This window comes from Sphingobium cyanobacteriorum (assembly GCF_030580935.1).
In the GTDB taxonomy this organism is placed as follows: domain Bacteria; phylum Pseudomonadota; class Alphaproteobacteria; order Sphingomonadales; family Sphingomonadaceae; genus Sphingobium; species Sphingobium cyanobacteriorum.
The window spans coordinates 165442-181891 of the sequence record NZ_JAUQOM010000003.1 but is presented as its reverse complement, the minus strand read 5'-3'; the positions used below and the strand labels follow the sequence as shown (position 1 = coordinate 181891).

Genomic DNA, 16450 nt, shown 5'->3' with positions numbered 1-16450 from the left:
GTCTAGGGATGCGCCTGCCCAACGGCAAGCATTGCCGAATTGTTGCATCCCCGCCACAGGCACGGACGGAAAATCACAGCACCCCGATTTTGGCCGTGACTCGAAGCTGCGCCGGTCATAGCAAGACAATCGAAGCACAGGTTAATGGCCGTGGTTCAGGGATACTGCATCCCGCTTCGAGCTTAGGGGGCTGAGAAGCGGTTGAGGCAGACCAAGGGGGAGACGAGCAATCGTCCATTAAACACCCGGATCGTGAAAGCACGATCCGGGTGTTTTTTTATCGCGATATCATCCAGTCGCCAGGACGGGACGACAAACCGACGTCCCGCCCGCACGTCCGCACGTCATATCAGTAAAAAGTCCGATGATGTCAGTTGCAGATTGGGAAGAAGGGTAGCGAACTGCACCGCATCGCCCAGGCCATTCACGCTGCCATTCGCGTCGTAGAACAGCGCGCCCGTCGACCTGTCATACACCAAAAAGTCGTTAGCGTCGGTTGCGCCCCCGGTCACGATCGAGCGGAAATGTGCTGCATTGATTGCGCCGGTCGTCGTTCCGAACGCGCTGAACACGGAATTTTCCAGATAAAGCGTGTCGTCCAACGGGGAAAAATCGTCGATAAAGTCGATATTAGCCGCATTCGACGTGCCTAGAGCCGTATCAAACTGAAATGCATCCTTGCCGGCTCCACCCTGCAGCCAGTCGTTGCCGATGCCACCGCGCAGACGGTCATTACCGGCGTCGCCATAGAGTTGGTCGACACCCGTTCCACCGACCAGCACGTCGTTGCCGGCACCGCCACGGATCATATTGTCGCGCGTGTTGCCGATGATGACGTCGCCGAAGATCGACCCAAGCACATTTTCGATGCTGGTCAGCGTGTCGATCCCCGCACCGCCGCTGGTCTTGCCGGTAGACAGGTTGACCTCAACCCCGAAACCGACATTGCCATATTCCACCGTATCAATGCCGCCACCGCCGTTGATCGTGTCGTTTCCTTGCCCGCCGACGAAAAACTCATTGGCCGCCGACCCTAGCAGCATATCGTTGAAGCGCGACCCGATGACCCGCTCAATCGACACCAGCGTATCGGAACCGCTGCCGCCCGTCGCCGTGCCCAGCGTCAGATTGACCGACACCGCCGACGCAGCATCCAGATAGGATGCGGTATCCAGACCGCCCCTGCCGTCGATGATATCGTTGCCGCCAAATCCCTGAAGCAGATTGTTGCGAACATCGCCGGTCAGCGTATCGGCAAAGGCGCTGCCTTCGACATCCTCGATGCCAACCAGGGTCGAAACGCCGAAAGCAGTCTCGGCGGTTCTGGTCGCCAGATTGACCGTTACCGCGCCCTCAAAACCGTTATATGACAGAATATCCAGGCCCGTACCGCCATCGACATGATCGTTGCCCTTCGATCCGAACAGAAAATCATCCCCGGACGATCCGGTGACGACATCGTCGCCAATTCCCAGAAGCCGATAATAGCCCCCCTGCGATTGCCCGACCTGCAGGGAATTGTTGCGCGCGGCTACATCAAGGTTCAACCCCGTTGCGCTGAACGCGAGTTCACCGTTCGCCGCGAACAGATAATTTTCGTAAATGGTTCCGGTACGGAAAAATCCACCACTATACGTAAAATTCGTACCAATATTCGCTTCAAGCAAAATCCCGGATGCGCTGATGACCTCAAAGTTCGTGGACGTCTGCGCGCCATAAAATTGGGCGAGACGGGTCGTGAAACCAGTATTTCTGTTCGACAGATGAATTGTAATGTCAGCCATGCCGGATCATTCCTTACACGCAACAAATTTCCAAAAATCTAGTGTTCACCAGATCAAATATGCAAGTCCATTTTTTCACCTTCGTGACGAAGCATGAGGAGACGGGGCGCAGAATGCCCGACGGGCAAGGCGCATATTGGCGCTGACGGGCCAGAAATAGACCGCGTTGAAATATCGGCTTGAAAGCGCCGTTCTAACAACCATATCCATTTCGTCCGGCCGCCACATGGGGCCGGGCATCGTATCGCCGGACGCCAGTTTTCAGGGTCCGGCAGGTTCATTTTGCTCTTTGGGAGATGATGACAATGCGTGGTTTTGACCTGACCCCCTATCGCCGTTCGACCGTGGGTTTCGATCGTCTGTTCGACCTGATCGAAAATAATGCCCGGCTGGCGCAGGGCGACAATTATCCGCCCTTCAATATCGAGCGTTTGTCGGAAGATCGCTATCGCGTGACCCTGGCGGTCGCCGGTTTCCGCCCCGATGAAATCGACATCACCGCCCAGCAGAATCTGCTCCAGGTGATTGGCCGCAAGGATGAGAGCAGCAATGACCGCTCCAAATTCCTGCATGTCGGCATCGCCAACCGCAGCTTCGAACGCCGTTTCGAACTGGCCGACTTCGTGCGGGTGGAGAAGGCCGACCTGGCGGACGGCCTACTGACGATCGAACTGTTGCGCGAAGTGCCCGAAGCTATGAAGCCCAAGAAGATCGCCGTCAATGGCGGTCAACTGGTCGATATCACCGCCAAGGACCGCGACGCCGCCTGATCCGGCGCGATCGGCATGACGAAGGGCGCGACCGCAAGGCCGCGCCCTTTTCTATATCTCGACCTGACTGCCCAACTCGACCACCCGGTTGGTGGGCAGGCGGAAAAATTCCATCGCGCTTTCCGCATTGCGCAGCATCCAGGCGAAAATCTTTTCACGCCACAGCGGCATTCCCGGCTTGGCCGAGGGAAGCAAGGTCTGGCGAGCCAGGAAGAAGCTGGTGTCCATCATCTTGAACGCCTGGCCGCAGCCGGTGACATTCTTGAGCGCGGCGGGCACGTCCGGTTCCTGCATGAAGCCATATTGCAGTACCATGCGGAAGAAGCCCCGGCCCAGATCCTCCAGCTTGCACCGGCCGTCATCCTCGACCACCGGCACGTCCCTGATCTTGACCGTCAGCAGGATGACCCGCTCGTGCAGCACCTTGTTGTGCTTGAGGTTATGGAGCAGCGCGTGGGGCACGCCATCGGGGGTCGATGTCATGAACACCGCCGTACCGGGCACCCGCACCGCGCTGTTGGCGGCGGACGCGACGAACACCGGGATCGGCATCGCCGCTTCGCGCAGCCGGTCCTGCACCAGCCGGCGACCGCGCGACCAGGTGGTCAGCAGGGTGAAGATGACGAAGCCGATCAGCAGCGGGAACCAGCCGCCATCGGGCACCTTGGTCAGGTTGGCCGCCAGATAGGCGCCATCGACGATATAGAACACCGCCAGCACCGGAGCCGCGAAATACCATTTCCAGTGCCACAGACGGTACAGCACCACAGTCAGCAGCACATTGTCGATGAACATCGCGCCTGTCACCGCGATACCATAGGCCGCCGTCAGGTTGGACGATGTCTGGAACGTCAGAACCAGCAGGATCACCATCACCATCAGCCCCCAGTTGATGAGGGGGATATAGATCTGGCCCGCGGTCGACGCGCTGGTGTGGGCGATGCGCAGGCGCGGCATGAAGCCAAGCTGGATCGCCTGCTGCGTCACCGAGAAAGCGCCGGAAATCACCGCCTGCGATGCAATGATCGCCGCCATGGTCGCCAGCACGATCAGCGGCAACTGGCCCCATTGCGGCGCGAGATTGTAGAAGGGGCTGTGCAGCGCCGTAGCCCCTTCGCGGAACAGCAGCGCGCCCTGCCCCATATAGTTGAGGATGAGCGCGGGCAGCACGAAGAAGAGCCAGGACACGCGGATCGGATTGCGGCCGAAATGCCCCATATCGGCATAGAGCGCTTCCGCGCCAGTCACCGCCAGCACCACCGAACCCAATGCCAGAAAGGCGGGCAGCGGATCGGTGACGAAGAACATCACCGCCCAATAAGGGTTGAAGGCGTAGAGGATGCCCGGCGTCTTGAGGATGGAGATCACCCCCAGCGACGCGATCGTGACGAAATAGAGCAGCATGATGGGGCCGAACAGGGCGGCGACCTTGTTGGTCCCCAATCCCTGGATCCAGAACAGGCCCAGCAGGATGACGATGACCACCGGCAGGATCGCAGGCGCGAGCGCGGGGTTATAGACCGCCAGCCCTTCGACCGCCGAAAGCACCGAAACCGCCGGCGTAATCATCGAATCACCATAAAAGAGCGCGGTGGCGAACACGCCCAGCAACACGATGCCCCGCGACCAGCGCTGCGTTCTGGTCTGGCCGTTGATCAGCGCCAGCAGCGCCAGGCTGCCGCCCTCCCCCTTGTTATCCGCGCGCATGATGATGCTGACATATTTCAGCGTCACCACCAGCATCATCGACCAGAACATCAGGCTGATGACGCCCAATATATGGTCAGGGTCCAGCGTCAGCTTGTGGTGGCCGGCAAAGGTTTCGCGGAAGGCATAGAGCGGGCTGGTGCCGATATCGCCAAAGACGATGCCGATAGCGCCGACGACCAGCCTGATCGTGGCCTTCTGCCGCGCATGGCCATGGCCGCCATGGTCATCGTCCACCGAAGCGGGCGCCGTGTTGGGAAGAAGGTCAGCCATGAAGGATCATGCTCGTGTCGCCACCCATTCGGGGACATGGGCGGAACCGTCCACCTGCCCCCGCAAACCGCCGCGCCCTAACATGGCTCCGGGAGCCGTGCAATGCGGGCGCTGCACTGCATCATGGTGCAGTCGGAACACCCGCCGCCAGCATGGCATCGATACGCGCGATGCTCGCCTCCAGTTCCGCCTTCACCTGACTGCCCTGCGGCGCGCTGGCGGCGAGCGGTGCCCACAGGGCACGCGCCGCCTGCAACTGGCCGGCGCGGGCCAGCGCCAGACCGTAGAAATAGCGCGGCGCCGGCCCGGTAGGATCGATCGCCAGCGCGCGGCGATAGGCGAAATCGGCGCCGGGCGAGATCACGCCGTCGCTGTGGGAAACCAGCGCATTGCCAAGGCCAAGCCAGAGATTGGCGTCGTCCGGGGAATCGCGCAGGCCCGACAACAACACATTGGCCGCTTCCTTCGTCTTGCCCTGCCGTGCCAGACCATCGGACAGGATCAGCCATTGCGCCGCCGGGCCGTAGCGTTCGGCAAGGCCGCGCCGCTGCTCCGCCAGTTTTTCGTCGAACGTCCCGCCCTTGTCCTGCGCCGCCAGGCGCGGCGCGCCGGCCTGCCCCGGATGCCCCTGCCAGGCATAGCCGGCCAGGCCCAGCAACAGGGCCGCCGCGCTGACTTCCCGTGTCGACCTGGGAATCCGGCCGACCAGCAGCAGCGCGACAAAAGCCAGCATGGCAAGGCCGATTGCGATTATCCAGCCCGTCATGCACCTCTCCTCCGCTTGATCCGCCCGCGCAGCAGCAACAGCCCCAGCCCCAGCAAGAGCAGGGGGGCGGCCCAGAGCGGCCAGAGGATCGGTGCGGCGGTCGGTTCGTAGCTGACCCAGTCACCATAGCGGGCGATCAGCCAGGCGCGGATCGATTCAGGCTGTTCGCCGGCCATGATCCGCTCGCGAATCTGCGATCGCATGTCGCCCGCCATGCTGGCGTTCGAATCGGCGATCGACTGGCTCTGGCAGGTAAGGCAGCGAATCGTTTCCATCAGCGCCCTGGCCCGTCGCTCCTGCGCCGCATCGGGGATTTGCCGGTCGGCCCAGGGCGCGGGCGGCAGGGCGGTCTGGGCCGCGACCGGCGCGGCGAGCAGCGCCAGCAGCAAGGCGAGGATCAGCTTCATTGCGCATCCCTCAGCCGGGCGAGGAGCATCGGCACATCGTCGGCGCGAATGTCGCCGATATGCTGGTAGGCGATCCGCCCCCTGCCATCGATGACGAAGGTTTCGGGCACGCCCGACGATCCCAGCGCGATCTGCACCCCGCTGCGCGCGTCCAGGCCGATGCGGGCATAGGGATTGCCGTATCGCCGGAGGAAGCCGTCGACATCGGGCCGGGCGTCGCGGATGGCGATGGCGTCGATCGCGACCCCGGCCTGTTTCAGCGCCATGAGTTGCGGCGCTTCGGCGGCGCAGGGGACGCACCAGCTTGCAAAGATGTTGAGCAGGCGCGGCTTGCCGGTGGCAAGGTCGCTGCTGGCCAGCGCAGGCCGGTCACTGGCGGCAGCGGGCAGAGTGAAGGCCGGCAGCGGCTGGCCGACGAGACGCGAATGGATGACGCGATCATCGGGTTTGAACAGGCCGCTGGCGAACAGGCCGACAAAGGCCAGAAACAGGCCGAGCGGCAGCCATATCCAGATTGTCCTCATGCCGCAGCCCTCCGTGCGCGCCATTTGAGCAGCCAGCCGCGCCGTTCGCGCCCGACCAGGGCCAGCGCGCCACCCAGCGCGATCATCACCCCACCCAGCCAGATCAACGTGACGAAAGGCTTCCACCAGATGCGGATCTGCCAGCGTCCGCCCTCCACCTCTTCGCCCAGCACGACATAGAGCTGGCCGTTCCAGCGGGTGAGCAAGGCCGCTTCGCTGGTGGTGGTCGGCGGGGAGGCGAAGAAGCGCGACTGGGGGTGGATCATCACCGGCGCGCCGCCGCGATCGACCCGCATGTCGGCCTGAAGCGCGGTCCAGTTGTCGCCGGCGATCGGCACGATCCGGGCGAAGCGGAGCGTCCAGCCCGCGGTCTGGATGGTGTCGCCGGGGCGGGCGGCGACCAGCTTTTCGACGGTGAAGGCCGAATCGCAGGCCATGCCGGCCAGGCTGACCGCGCAGCCCAGATGGGCGATCACCATGCCCCAGGTGAAAAGCGGGGTGCGCAGCAGGTTGCGCTTCCACAGCGGGGCGATGCTGGCCGCACCGACCGACACCGCGACGATGAGGCCGAGGAAGGGCAATAGTCCGATCCGCCCCCAAGCTAAAAGTGACAACGACACGAACAACAGAATCGCAATTGCAGCAGGGATCAGCAAACGTTTGCAAACAGCCGCCGCCCGGTCACGGCGCCAGCGGGTGAGCGGCCCGGCCGCCAGCACGACCATCAGCGCCAGCGCCAGCGGCCCGGCGATCCGGTCGAAATAGGGCGCGCCGACCGATACCTTGTGGCCGAAGGCTTCGGTCATCAGCGGATAGAGGGTGCCGATCAGCACGACGCCCAAAATCACCGAAAGCAACAGATTGTTGGCAACCAGCATCGTTTCGCGGCTGACCAGTTCGAACGGCGCGCCTTCGCGCACCGACCCGATCCGCCAGCCGAACAGCGCCAGCGCGCCGCCGATATAGAGGGCGAGCAGCACCAGGATGAAGCTGCCCCGCGTCGGATCGACCGCGAAGGCATGGACGCTGGTGAGGATGCCGGAGCGGACGAGGAAGGTGCCGACCATCGACATGGAAAAGGCGATCACCGCCAGCATGACCGTCCAGGCGCGCAGCGCGTCGCGGGTCGCCAGTACGGTGACGCTGTGGAGCAAGGCGGTCGCGGCCAGCCAGGGCATGAGCGAGGCATTTTCGACCGGATCCCAGAACCACCAGCCGCCCCAGCCCAGTTCATAATAGGCCCAGTAGCTGCCCGCCGTGATGCCCAGCGTCAGCAGCACCCAGGCGCCCAGCACCCATGGCCGCATCGCGCGGGCAAAGGCGGCGTCCACCTGGCGCGTCAGCAGCGCGCCGATGGCGAAGGAAAAAGCGACAGAAAGGCCGACATAGCCCAGATAGAGCGTGGGCGGATGGAAGGCGAGGCCGGGGTCTTGCAGCAGCGGGTTCAGCCCCTGCCCGTCCGCTGGCGCGGGGTCGATCCGGGCGAAGGGGTTGGAGGAAAAGAGCAGGAACGCATAGAAACCGAGCGAAATCGCCGCCTGCCCGCCCAGCGTCGCCATATGGGTGTCGCGGCGCAGGGCGCGTTCGAACAGGGCCACCGCAGCCCCGGCCACGCCCATGACCGTGACCCATAGCAGCATGGAGCCTTCATGATTGCCCCATGTGCCCGCGAATTTGTAGAGCCAGGGCTTCATCGAATGGCTGTTGGTCGCGACCAGCAGCACCGACATGTCGGATCGCAGGAACAGGGTGATGAGCAGCGCGAAGGCTATTGCGGTCAGCACCCCCTGCGCCACGGCGGCGGGACGCACGGCGACGAGCAGGTCGGGCTTGCCGCCCTTCAACCCGGCGAAGGCGAGGAAGAGCTGGAGCAGCGCCAGCGCCGCGGCGAGCCAGAGCGCGGCGAGGCCGGTTTCAGCGATCATACAGGGTGTCCGCGCAAAGATCATTCTCCCCCTGCGGGGGAAGTGGCTGGCCGCAGGCCAGACGGAGGGGTGTCCCGCCATCGCGAGGGGAATACCCCTCCACCATTTGCTGCGCGGATGATCCCCCTCCCCTTGCAGGGGAGGAATGATGGCAGTGCCACATCCTCACTGCTCCGCCTTCATCTCATGGGTGCTTGCATTATAATTCATGCCTTCCAGTTCGCGCGGCATGTAGCGTTCGTCATGCTTGGCGAGCAGGTTGGTGGCGATGAACGTCCCCTTCGCATCGAACGATCCTTCCGCCACCACGCCGCTGCCTTCCTTGAACAGGTCGGGCGCGATGCCGCTGAACATGGCAGGGACGGTCGCCTTGCCATCGGTAACGTCGAAGCGGATGGTCACGCCGTCGGCGGCGCGTTTCAGGCTGCCCCCGACCACCATGCCACCCAGCCGGATCGCCTTGCCCGGTTCGACGCCCTTGGCCTTGACATCAGCCGGCGCATAGAAATAGGCGGCCTCGTCCTTGAGTGCCGACACGGCCAGCAATCCGGCACCGATGATCGCGACCAGCGCCGCCAGGGCCAGAATCAGCCGTTGATGCTTTGCTTTCATGCCCGTTCCGACAGCTTTGCGGCCGCGCGTTCAGCATCGTGCATCGCGCGCCAGCTCAGGATGCTGACAAGTCCGGTCCCGATTGCCGTCACCGCATAGGCGGCGATCACGAAGGCCCACTGGTTCATCTCATCCCCCCCGGCTTATCCACGGGCGAGGCGCTGCATGCGCGCCTCGACCTTGTTCTGTGCCAATATCGTCCGCATCCGCATCAGCACGATCGCGCCGAACCAGAGCGAAAAGCCCAGCAGGGTCAGGCCCAGCGGCCAGAGCAGATCCATGGCGATGCTGGACCCACGCAGGGTGATGCTCGGCCCCTGATGCAGGCTGTTCCACCACACCACCGAACGGTTGATGATCGGGATGTTGATCGCGCCGACCAGCCCGAAAATGGCGGTGACATTGCTGACGCCCCCTGCCTGCCCGTCCCGCGCGCTGGCGTTGGCGAGGGCGATATAGCCCAGATAGAGAAAGAGCAGGACCAGCATGGAGGTCATGCGTCCGTCCCATTCCCACCAGGTGCCCCAGGTCGGACGCCCCCAGATCGATCCGGTCATCAGGCAGATGGCGGTGAAGAGGGCGCCCGGCGCGGCGATCGCGCGGCCGGCAATGGCGGCCAACGGATGGCGCCAGACCAGTTGCATCAGCGCGGCGACCGCAATGCCGGTCCAACCGCCCATGCCCAGCCAGGCGGCGGGAACATGGATATAGAGTATGCGCACCGTCTGCCCTTGCAGATAATCCGCCGGGGTCACGAACAGGCCACAGGCGCCGCCGACCAGGATCAGCGCCAGGCCAGGCCAGAACAGCCAGCCGGTCAGCGGCCGGGCGATCTTGAGGAAGCGGGCAGGATTGGCGAAACGATGCATCAGGGCTGCGTCTTTAGCCGCGCACGGTGCACTGCGCCAGTAGGGCATTTTGCCGATGGCAAAGCCCGCGAAACACAGCGTTCCCGAAGCGGATCACGCTTTTTTATGACAGGAGGGCGACAAAGCGGGTGGAAGCCACTATATGCGCGCCCATAGACGCCCCCTGGGGGGCTGTCAGGAACGGCTATGGAACCGCTCGCACCCATGATTACGACAAATCCCTTCGACGACGACAAGTTGCGCGAGGAATGTGGCATTTTCGGCGTTTCCAACGGGGAAACGGCGTCGGCCATCGTCGCGCTCGGCCTTCACGCGCTGCAACATCGCGGCCAGGAGGCCGCCGGCATCACAAGCTGGGACGGGCAGGATTTCCATACCCACAGGGCCATGGGCCATGTCGCGGGCAATTTCGACCGGGACGAGGTGATTCGCGCGCTGCCGGGCATGAGCGCCTGCGGCCATGTGCGCTATTCGACCACGGGCGAAACATCGTTGCGCAACGTCCAGCCGCTTTATGCAGAGCTGAATTCGGGCGGGTTCGCCATTGCCCATAATGGCAATATCTCCAACGCGATGAAGGTGCGGCGCGAACTGATTCGCCGGGGGTCCATCTTTCAGTCGACCTCCGATACCGAAGTCATCATCCATCTGGTCGCCACGTCCAGCTATCGCACCCTGCTCGACAAGTTCATCGATGCGCTGAAACAGGTCGAGGGCGCCTATTCGCTGATCGTCATGACGACCGAAGGCATGATCGCCTGCCGCGATCCGCTGGGCATCCGCCCGCTGGTGATGGGCAAGCTGGGCGAAGCCATCATCTTCGCGTCGGAAACCGTGGCGTTCGACGTGGTCGGGGCCGATTATGTCCGATCCATCGATCCGGGCGAACTGGTGATCGTGACCAATGACGGCCAGATCCGGTCGCACCGCCCGTTCGGCGAAACCCATGCGCGCCCCTGCATCTTCGAACATGTCTATTTCAGCCGGCCCGATTCGATCATCGACAATTCCAGCGTCTATTCGGTCCGCAAGGCGATCGGCGCGCAACTGGCGATCGAAAATCCGGTCGACGCCGACTATGTGATCCCGGTGCCCGACAGCGGCGTGCCCGCCGCGATCGGCTATGCCCAGCAATCGGGCATTCCGTTCGAACTGGGCATCATCCGGTCCCACTATATCGGCCGCACCTTCATCCAGCCGGGCGACAAGGTGCGTCACCTGGGCGTCAAGCTGAAGCACAATGCCAACCGCGCGCTGATCGAGGGCAAGAAGATCGTGCTGATCGACGATTCGATCGTGCGTGGCACCACCAGCCTCAAGATCGTGCAGATGATGCGTGAAGCGGGCGCGGCGGAAGTCCATATGCGGATCGCGTCGCCGCCGACCAAGCATAGCTGCTTCTATGGCGTCGACACGCCGGAACGGACCAAGCTGCTGGCGCACAAGCTGGACGTGGGCGGGATGCAGGATTTCATCCATGCCGACAGCCTTTCCTTCATCTCGATCGACGGCCTGTACAAGGCGCTGGGCGAGGCGAAGCGTGCGGATATCCGCCCGCAATATTGCGACGCCTGCTTCACCGGCGACTATCCGACGAAGCTGACCGACCAGGATGACGCGGCGGTGACGAACCAGTTCGAACTGCTTGCCGAGCGCGTGGTCTGACACCGGATCGGGCGGTCCCGCGCGGCCGCCCTTCCCCTTTTCTGATACAAGATGATTCCGGCGATGGCCCGGAGCGATGGGAGTAGCATGTCCGACCTTCCCCTTTCCGGCAAACTGGCGCTCGTGACGGGTGCGAGCCGCGGTATCGGCGCGGCGACCGCGCAGGCGCTGGCGGCGGCCGGCGCGCATGTCATTCTGACGGCGCGGACCAGCGGCGGGCTGGAGGAAGTGGAGGACCGCATCCATGCAGCCGGCGGCCATGCGACCATCGCGCCGCTGGACCTGACCGACGGGGAGAGCATTGGCCGGCTGGCCCAGGCGATCGGCGGACGCTGGCAGGCGCTGGACATTCTGGTCCTCAACGCGGCGACCCTGGGATCGCTGGCGGCGGTGCAGGCGATCGACGCCAAGGAATTCGCGCGGCTGCTGACGCTCAACATCGGCGCGCCACAGGCGCTGATCGCCGCGTTCGACGCCATGTTGCGCGCCAGTGCTGACGCGCGGGTGGTGGCGCTGACCTCCTCGGTCGTGACGCCGCGCGCCTATTGGGGCGCCTATGACGCGTCCAAGGCGGCGCTGGAAACGCTGGTCGGCGCCTATGGCGAGGAAGTGAAGGCGATTTCCGCCATCCGCACCCATATCGTCGATCCCGGCGCGACCCGCACCGCGATGCGCGCCCGCGCCTTCCCCGGCGAAGATCCCGCGAGCCTGAAAGGGCCGGAGGTGGTCGCCGACGCCATCGTGCAACTGGTCAGCACGGACACGCCGACCGGGCACAGGATGCGGGTCGAGGGTTGAGATTTACGCTGGCTTGACCAGCGTTACCTGCGCCACGTCGATCCCGCCGCCGCGAAAACCGCCTTCGCAATACATCAGATAATAGCGCCACAAGGCCACGAAATGCTGGTCGAAACTGGCGGGCAGCCGGCCTTCATCGATCGCCCGGTCGAAGCGTTGCCGCCAGCGTCGCAGGGTTTCGGCATAATGCAGGCCGAAGCGGTGCTCATCGCGCCACTCCAGCCCCTGCTGTTGCGCCAGCGCGCGAAAACGGCTTTGCGAAAGCAGCATCCCGCCGGGGAAGATATAGGTCTGGATGAAGTCGGCGGCGCGCGCATAGCCATCGAAAATGGCGTCGTCGATCAGAATATACTGGATCGCCGCCCGGCCGCCGGGTTTGAGCAGGCGGTGGATCGCCGCCAGATAGGCGGGCCAGTAGCGCTGGCCGACCGCCTCCACCATTTCGACACTGGCGATGGCGTCATATTGCCCCTGCGCGTCGCGATAGTCGGTCAGCAGGATGTGCGCGCCGGACCCCAGCCGGTCGCGGGCATAGTCGGCCTGTTCAGTGGACAGGGTAAGGCCCGTATAGGACAGCGCCCGCCGCTCCATCGCCTGTTCGGCAAGACCGCCCCAGCCGCAGCCGATTTCCAGCAGCGCGTCGCCATCGCGCAGGTCGAGCCGATCCAGGATCGCGTCCACCTTGCGCCGCTGCGCCTGCTCCAGGCTTTCGATCCGGCTGTCAGGATCGAGGAACAAGGCACTGGAATAATGCATATGTTCATCGAGCCAGAGCGTGTAGAAATCATTCCCCAGATCATAATGATAGGCGATATTGTGGCGCGATCCGCTGCGACTGTTGCGCCGCGCCCAATGGGCGAAACGGCCGATCCAGCGGGCCGGACCGCGCGGCCGGGCGGCACGGCCGAGCGCGGCGGCGTTGGCCATGAACAGGGCGAAGAGCGGCACCGGATCGGGGCTGGACCATTGCCCTGCCGCCCAGGCGCGATACCAGCCCGCCGATCCGCCGCTCGCCAGCCGGATCAGCGCGCGCCAGTCATGCAGGTCCACCACGCAGGCCGGCCCGGCCGCCCGGCCGCCCAGCAGGCGCCGCGTGCCGTCGGGCAGGCTCGCCTCCAGTGCGCCACGTTCCAGACCGTCATCGATCCGGTCGAGCATCCGGTGGAAAAGAGGCGCGACCAGCCGCGCGATCCGGCCCGGCGAACCGCTGCGCGGTGGATGGCGGACGGACAGGGCGCGTCGGCCGCGTTGAGGATTGATCGCATTCATGGAGACGATCCTGCAACAAGGTGAACGCCGCTGCAATCATGGCTTCATCTGACGATAGGCGTTCAACGCGCGCTCACGCCCTTCCCTGTGACCGATGATCTTGGCGGGATAGCTGTTCGGCCGGGCATCATGGGCATCGGGATCGTGGATCGCGGCGTCGGACAGGCCGGCCAGTTCGGGCACCCATTGGCGAATATAGTCGGCCGCGTCGAATTTTTCCGACTGGCTGAGCGGCGCCATGATGCGGGTGAAGAGATTGGCATCCACCCCGCTGCCCGCGACCCATTGCCAGTTGACGCTGTTATTGGCGTAGCTCGCATCGACCAGCGTGTCCCAGAACCAGCGCGCGCCATGGCGCCAGTCGATCAGCAGATGCTTGATCAGGAAGCTGGCGGCGATCATGCGGACACGGTTGTGCATCCATCCGGTCGCCCAAAGCTGCCGCATACCCGCATCCACGATCGGATAGCCGGTCGTTCCCGTTTTCCAGGCGGTGAAATCGGCCCCGGCCTCCCGCAGGTCGCGCCAGGGCAGCGCATCGAAGGAGTCGCGGGCATTGGCGGAACCATAGGTCGGCAATTCGCAAATCTGGACATGGGCATAATCCCGCCAGATCAATTCCTTGAGGAAGATTGTTGCATCATGACTTGAAGATGTGACGCGATGCCAGACATAAGCGGGCGACACTTCGCCGAAATGCAGATGGGGCGACAGGCGCGACGTGCCCTCGATCGAGGGCAGGTTGCGCGCCACCGGATAGTCGCCCGCATCATCGATGAAGGCCGCCACATTGCGGCGCGCGCCCGCTTCGCCCGGCGTCCAGTCCTTGGCAAAGCCCTTCGCCCAGTCGGGCCGGGTCGGCAGCAGGCGCCAGTCGTCCAGCGCGTCGCTGTCCGGCCAGCGGGCCGGGGCATCGATTGCGTGCGGTGCGGGGTGCGGCGGCGCGGGCGGCATATGATCCATGACCGCGCGGGAAAAGGGTGTGTAGATGCGATACATGCCCCCCGTCCCGGTCCGCACCGCGCCCGGCGGCAGCAGCAATCCGCCGTCATGCAGTTGCAGGTCGAGCAGCCTGGCCACCGATTTTTCCGCGTTGCGCCACCAGGGTTCATAATGATGCAGGCCATGAACGCGCGACGCCCCCGTCGCCTTCGCAATCTCTGCCAGCATGTCGGCGCTCTTGCCCCGGCGCAGGATCAGCCGCGATCCCCTGGCCCGCAGGCTGTCATCCAGCGCCTTGAGGCTGTGATGCAGCCACCAGCGCGATGCGCCGCCCATCGCCCAGTGGCGGGGCGCTTCATCATCGAGGACATAGACCGGAATCACCGGCCCTTCGGAAATGGCGGCGGCCAGCGCGGCCTGATCGGACAGGCGGAGATCCTGGCGGAACCAGAGCAGGACGGGATCGGACATGATCGGCCAATGCGCCGATCCCGCGGCAGTTCCAAGCGGTCCCAGGAACATGTTGCCTTCCTCGGCTCGTCGCAAATCGCCATTGCGACGATTCGCCCGGTGGACGTGCCCTGCCAGCCTGCCTATTCTCAAATGGCGTCGTGCTGCGGCGCCGATGGCCGCCCTTGGGGTCGATGGCGGCCGGGATCACTGGATTTTGGGGACATAATGGCGTCGATGCCGAATGAACGGGAAATGGCATACCGGCCCTGCGTCGGAATCATGCTGGTCAACATGGATGGCAAGGTGTTCGTTGGCCAGCGGCTCGATAATGTCGTGGAAGCCTGGCAGATGCCGCAGGGCGGAATCGACGAGGGCGAGGACGCCAAGGCCGCCGCGCTGCGCGAATTGCGCGAGGAAACCGGGATCGGCCGCGAGCATGTCGAGATCATCGCCAAGGCCAGGGACGAGCATTTCTACGATCTGCCGCCCGAACTGGTCGGCAAGCTGTGGGGCGGCAAATATCGCGGCCAGCGCCAGTTCTGGTTCCTCGCCCGCTTCATCGGCGAGGACAGCCATATCGACATCAACACCAAAGACCCGGAATTCCGGGAATGGAAATGGGCCGAGCCTGATTCGCTGCCCGACCTGATCGTGCCGTTCAAGCGCAAGCTGTATCGCGACATATTGCAGGAGTTCCGGTCGCTTATCTGAACCAGGGCGTCTGGAGGGGCTTAAAATCTGCGGCCAGCAGGATTAAGACGGAGTAATGCGCGCTCGTCTCTTCTCCATTCCGCTGCTGGTCGCTGCCCTGCCCGTTCCGGTGCATGCCGCCGATGGCGCATTATTGCCGCCCGCTGTCCGTGAAATGCTGGAGGCGGCGATCGCCAACGGCAACGAGACGGACATCGCCACTGTCGCCAAGATCGCCAGGCAGACCAATCCGGCTTCCGCAGACGAAATCCAGCGCATGGTCAATCGCTGGAAGGATCGGACCAAGGCGACCCGCGACATGGTGATTCGCGAGGCGCGCTTCACGGAATTATGGACCGGACGGATCGAGGCGGGCGGCTTTCGTTCGACGGGTTCGACCAGCGAAATCGGTATCAGCGCCCTTGCCACCGCGACCCGCAATGGCATTTTGTGGACGCACAAGCTGACCGCGAGCGCCGATTATCGTCGTGCCAATGGGGTCACGTCCCGCGAACGCTATTTCGGCAGCTATGAGCCGCGCTATCAGTTCGATCCGCGCGGCTTTGCCTATGGCCTGGTCCAGTTCGAACGCGACACCTCGATCGGCTATGACGAACGCTACACCGCATCGGCAGGGGTCGGTTACAAGCTGGTCGTTTCCAGGCCGATCGACCTGTCCGCCGACATCGGCCCGTCCATCCGCCACGCCCAATATCTGATCGGGCCGCGCGAAACCAGATTGGGGGTGCGTGGATCGATGGCGCTCGCCTGGCGGGCGATGCCGACATTGACGGTCAAGCAGACCGCGTCGGGCTATGCCGAAAGCGATGCCCATACGATCAATGCTTTGACATCGATGGAAACCAAGGTCAGCACGCGATGGTCGGCGGCGCTGTCCTACAATGTCCAATATGAAACGGAATCCGTGCTGGCGGTCCGGGACCTGGACACGCTCAGCCGGCTGACCCTGACATATGATTTCTAAGTGACGTAATT

Annotated in this window: 16 protein-coding genes; 5 read left to right on the top strand and 11 right to left on the bottom strand. The window is 63.9% G+C overall.

Annotated elements, in window-relative coordinates; all coding sequences use genetic code 11:
* Window positions 1-344 precede the first annotated feature (344 nt).
* Window positions 345-1784, bottom strand: a complete 1440-nt coding sequence (locus Q4610_RS09320) for a calcium-binding protein (protein ID WP_304535676.1) — start codon at window positions 1782-1784, stop codon at window positions 345-347.
* Between the two features lie 299 nt (window positions 1785-2083).
* Between Q4610_RS09320 and Q4610_RS09315 the strand changes: the two genes are divergently transcribed.
* Window positions 2084-2554 carry an Hsp20 family protein gene (locus Q4610_RS09315; RefSeq protein WP_304535861.1) on the top strand — a complete coding sequence of 157 codons (471 nt, stop codon included), beginning with the start codon at window positions 2084-2086 and terminating at the stop codon, window positions 2552-2554.
* A 51-nt stretch (window positions 2555-2605) separates the two neighbouring features.
* On the opposite strand, the gene Q4610_RS09310 is transcribed toward Q4610_RS09315, so the two are convergent.
* The 8 genes from Q4610_RS09310 to ccmC form a co-directional block, all read right to left on the bottom strand.
* On the bottom strand, window positions 2606-4534 hold the full coding sequence (locus tag Q4610_RS09310; protein WP_304535675.1) for a potassium transporter Kup: 1929 nt from the start codon (window positions 4532-4534) through the stop codon (window positions 2606-2608).
* Window positions 4535-4655: 121 nt separating this feature from the next.
* Window positions 4656-5300: a tetratricopeptide repeat protein gene (locus Q4610_RS09305; protein WP_304535674.1), complete on the bottom strand. Its 645-nt coding sequence runs from the start codon at window positions 5298-5300 to the stop codon at window positions 4656-4658.
* Window positions 5297-5707: a cytochrome c-type biogenesis protein gene (locus Q4610_RS09300; RefSeq protein WP_304535673.1), complete on the bottom strand. Its 411-nt coding sequence runs from the start codon at window positions 5705-5707 to the stop codon at window positions 5297-5299. Before Q4610_RS09300 ends, Q4610_RS09305 begins: the two co-directional genes overlap by 4 nt.
* Window positions 5704-6231, bottom strand: a complete 528-nt coding sequence (locus Q4610_RS09295) for a redoxin family protein (protein WP_304535672.1) — start codon at window positions 6229-6231, stop codon at window positions 5704-5706. Before Q4610_RS09295 ends, Q4610_RS09300 begins: the two co-directional genes overlap by 4 nt.
* Window positions 6228-8156, bottom strand: a complete 1929-nt coding sequence (locus tag Q4610_RS09290; RefSeq protein WP_304535671.1) for a heme lyase CcmF/NrfE family subunit — start codon at window positions 8154-8156, stop codon at window positions 6228-6230. Before Q4610_RS09290 ends, Q4610_RS09295 begins: the two co-directional genes overlap by 4 nt.
* A gap of 165 nt (window positions 8157-8321) precedes the next feature.
* Window positions 8322-8768, bottom strand: coding sequence for a cytochrome c maturation protein CcmE (ccmE, locus tag Q4610_RS09285; protein WP_304535670.1), 447 nt, complete (start codon window positions 8766-8768; stop codon window positions 8322-8324).
* Window positions 8765-8896: a hypothetical protein gene (locus tag Q4610_RS09280; RefSeq protein ID WP_304535669.1), complete on the bottom strand. Its 132-nt coding sequence runs from the start codon at window positions 8894-8896 to the stop codon at window positions 8765-8767. Before Q4610_RS09280 ends, ccmE begins: the two co-directional genes overlap by 4 nt.
* 15 nt (window positions 8897-8911) lie before the next feature.
* Window positions 8912-9637 (bottom strand): heme ABC transporter permease CcmC, encoded by a 726-nt coding sequence (gene ccmC / locus Q4610_RS09275; RefSeq protein ID WP_304535668.1) that lies wholly within the window; start codon window positions 9635-9637, stop codon window positions 8912-8914.
* A 204-nt stretch (window positions 9638-9841) separates the two neighbouring features.
* On the opposite strand from ccmC, the gene purF reads away from it, so the two are divergent.
* Together purF and Q4610_RS09265 are read left to right on the top strand one after the other, a co-directional pair.
* Complete coding sequence (gene purF / locus Q4610_RS09270) at window positions 9842-11302, top strand: amidophosphoribosyltransferase (RefSeq protein WP_304535667.1); 1461 nt, start codon at window positions 9842-9844, stop codon at window positions 11300-11302.
* Between the two features lie 87 nt (window positions 11303-11389).
* Window positions 11390-12100, top strand: a complete 711-nt coding sequence (locus Q4610_RS09265; RefSeq protein ID WP_304535666.1) for an SDR family NAD(P)-dependent oxidoreductase — start codon at window positions 11390-11392, stop codon at window positions 12098-12100.
* A 3-nt stretch (window positions 12101-12103) separates the two neighbouring features.
* On the opposite strand, the gene Q4610_RS09260 is transcribed toward Q4610_RS09265, so the two are convergent.
* Complete coding sequence (locus Q4610_RS09260) at window positions 12104-13369, bottom strand: SAM-dependent methyltransferase (protein ID WP_304535665.1); 1266 nt, start codon at window positions 13367-13369, stop codon at window positions 12104-12106.
* A gap of 36 nt (window positions 13370-13405) precedes the next feature.
* Window positions 13406-14782, bottom strand: coding sequence for a cryptochrome/photolyase family protein (locus Q4610_RS09255; RefSeq protein WP_304535860.1), 1377 nt, complete (start codon window positions 14780-14782; stop codon window positions 13406-13408).
* 207 nt (window positions 14783-14989) lie between these two features.
* On the opposite strand from Q4610_RS09255, the gene Q4610_RS09250 reads away from it, so the two are divergent.
* Window positions 14990-15475 carry an RNA pyrophosphohydrolase gene (locus Q4610_RS09250; RefSeq protein WP_304535664.1) on the top strand — a complete coding sequence of 162 codons (486 nt, stop codon included), beginning with the start codon at window positions 14990-14992 and terminating at the stop codon, window positions 15473-15475.
* A gap of 55 nt (window positions 15476-15530) precedes the next feature.
* Window positions 15531-16439, top strand: coding sequence for a DUF481 domain-containing protein (locus Q4610_RS09245; RefSeq protein ID WP_304535663.1), 909 nt, complete (start codon window positions 15531-15533; stop codon window positions 16437-16439).
* Window positions 16440-16450 lie beyond the last annotated feature (11 nt).